General features: G+C 68.6%; 3 protein-coding genes. All 3 read left to right on the plus strand.

Going from position 1 to position 2,192, the window contains the following annotated elements:
• Nucleotides 1–41 precede the first annotated feature (41 nt).
• Genes P3L51_RS35910 through P3L51_RS35920 form a run of 3 tightly spaced genes read left to right on the plus strand, consistent with a single transcriptional unit; the run spans nucleotide 42 to nucleotide 2,008 of the window.
• Nucleotides 42–725, plus strand: a complete 684-nt coding sequence (locus tag P3L51_RS35910; protein ID WP_354609558.1) for a pilus assembly protein TadG-related protein — start codon at nucleotides 42–44, stop codon at nucleotides 723–725.
• A gap of 30 nt (nucleotides 726–755) precedes the next feature.
• Complete coding sequence (locus P3L51_RS35915) at nucleotides 756–1,340, plus strand: hypothetical protein (RefSeq protein ID WP_354609559.1); 585 nt, start codon at nucleotides 756–758, stop codon at nucleotides 1,338–1,340.
• Nucleotides 1,340–2,008: an OmpA family protein gene (locus tag P3L51_RS35920; RefSeq protein ID WP_435594607.1), complete on the plus strand. Its 669-nt coding sequence runs from the start codon at nucleotides 1,340–1,342 to the stop codon at nucleotides 2,006–2,008. The genes P3L51_RS35915 and P3L51_RS35920 overlap by 1 nt, the downstream gene beginning before the upstream one ends.
• The last annotated feature ends 184 nt before the right edge of the window (nucleotides 2,009–2,192 follow it).

Here is a 2,192-nt window from a genome sequence, read left to right on the forward strand (position 1 = left end):
ACCGGTCTGTCGGACAAGGTCGGCGAGATCCTCGGCGGCTGATGGTGCGTAACTCTCGCGAGGCAGGGCAGGCCGCTCCCATCTACATCACGATGGTGGCGGGCCTGCTCTTTCTCGCGCTCGCGTTCTTCGCGGTCGGCCAGGCGGGCGCCACCCGTAACGGTGCCCAGTCCGCCGCCGACGCGGCAGCACTCGCAGCGGCCCAGGAGTCACGGGACCAGTTCGGAGACATCCTTTCGGGGCACCTCCTCGACCCGGGCTTCCTGGACGACATCTTCAACGGCAACCCCGTCGGTACCTACAACGGCTGTGCCGATGCCCATCGCTTCGCCGGAGAGAACGAAGCGGACGTGGACGTCCCCGAGGGCGGATGCCGCTTCCTCGACGACGGCAGGTGGGGCTTCAGGGTCGACGTCGTCACCCAGAAGCCGATGGGGGACAGCGTCCTGCCGGACACCAAGGACGAGAAGGCCAAGGCGCACGCCACAGCGGTCGTCGTCCCCCGGTGCAGCTTCAAGCCGGCGGAAGATGAAGAGGACCCCGGCGAGGAAGAGCCCGGCGAGCCCGGCGATCCCGGTGAGGGAGACGAGGGTGAAGAGGGTGAAGAGGAGCCCGTCTCCCCGGGCGAGTTCGTCTGTGACGGTAAGGGTCTGGCCATCGACCCGGTGAATCCCGTGCTGCCTGACATGTCTGTCCTGTTCTCCGTCCGACTGGCCGAGGACTGACCGCGAGTGAACGCAAAGGAACTTTTACTGATGAATATGCGGCATGGAACGAAGGCCCGTAGGGCGGCGGGTTGCGCCCTCGCGGCCGCGGCGCTGACCGTGTCTCTGACGGCGTGCGGCAGTGGCGACGACGGTGCGAAGGACGACGGCGCGTCGTCGTCCGCCCCGAGCGGGGACAAGCCGAAGGACGACGGCGGCAACACGGTGCCGGACACCAGCCAGACCCTGGCGACCATCAACGGGTCCAACGGATTCCAGGTCGTCATCCACACGGCGGCCCGCGACGACGGCGGATTCCTGACGGTCTCGGGGACCATCAAGAACACCAACAGCGGCGACACACAGGTGCCGCTCCAGTGGAACGGCCAGGAGAACCAGGTCAAGCGCACCGGCCGCTCCCTCGCCGGTATCACGCTGATCGACAAGGGCGAGAAGAAGCGCTACTACGTCCTGCGGGACACCGACGGGTTCCCGCTGACCACGACGGGCCTCGCCCGGATGGACAGCAACGCGACGGAGAACTTCTTCGCCCAGTTCCCGGCGCCGCCCGACGGCACGTCCGAGGTCGACATCCAGGTTCCGCTGATGCCCAACGCGACGATTGAGATCTCCTGATGCGTGCCACCACGGCGCGCACGCGCCGGGCCCGTGTGCGGCCGGCGGCGACGGCCATCGCCGCCGCGGTCCTGTTCACCAGTGTGCAGTTCACCATGGCGGCGAGCGCGTCCGCCGACGAGTCGCCGAGCACCCCGCCCGGCACGGAGTCGACCTCGCCACCGCCCGAGGTCGACGGCGACAATCCGGAACTGAAGCTCCGTGACGGGGCCACCCTCGCCCCGGCGAGGGTGCTCCCGATCATCTCGGTCGTCGAGTCCGAGGGCGGTGAGGAGCGTCGCGAGGACACCAGCGAGACGGTGAAGTTCGCGCTCCAGGCCGAGGTCCTCTTCGGCAAGGACAGCGCGAAGCTCTCCGGCGCCGCGAACGCCCGTATCGCCGCGGTGGCGGCGGAGATCGAGAAGCAGGGCGCCCAGAAGATCCGCGTCTTCGGCTTCACCGACAACTTGGGCTCGTCCGCCCACGGCGACGTCCTCTCCAAGCAGCGTGCGGAAGCGGTGCACGGAGTCCTGGAGAGGGAACTGGCCGCCGCCGGCATCACGTACGAGATCCGGGGTTACGGCGAGCAGTACCCGATCGCCGACAACACCAACGAAGAAGGCCGCAAGAAGAACCGCCGCGTGGAGATCTCCTTCCCGCGCGGTGAGGCGGACAGTTCCCAGAACTGATCTCCCGCGCGGCACCGCGCTGCCCCGGCCCGTCCGCACCAAGGACGGCCGGGGCAGCGCTGTGTCAGGGCCCAGTCGGTCGGTTGGGCCCGGGGTTGGGCCTTGGGGCCCATGTCGTGAGGTGCCCTTCGGTCGTACGTTTCTCATGTCGCCAGCGGGACCGGCCAGGAGGAAGCCGGAGACG

The sequence above is a fragment of the Streptomyces panacea genome, from assembly GCF_040560175.1.
Classification (GTDB): Bacteria; Actinomycetota; Actinomycetes; order Streptomycetales; family Streptomycetaceae; genus Streptomyces; species Streptomyces panacea.

Coding starts and splice junctions, on each gene's coding strand:
- P3L51_RS35910 (WP_354609558.1), top strand. CDS start 42: ATGGTGCGTAACTCTCGCGAGGCAGGGCAGGCCGCTCCCATCTACATC.
- P3L51_RS35920 (WP_435594607.1), top strand. CDS start 1,340: ATGCGTGCCACCACGGCGCGCACGCGCCGGGCCCGTGTGCGGCCGGCG.
- P3L51_RS35915 (WP_354609559.1), top strand. CDS start 756: ATGAATATGCGGCATGGAACGAAGGCCCGTAGGGCGGCGGGTTGCGCC.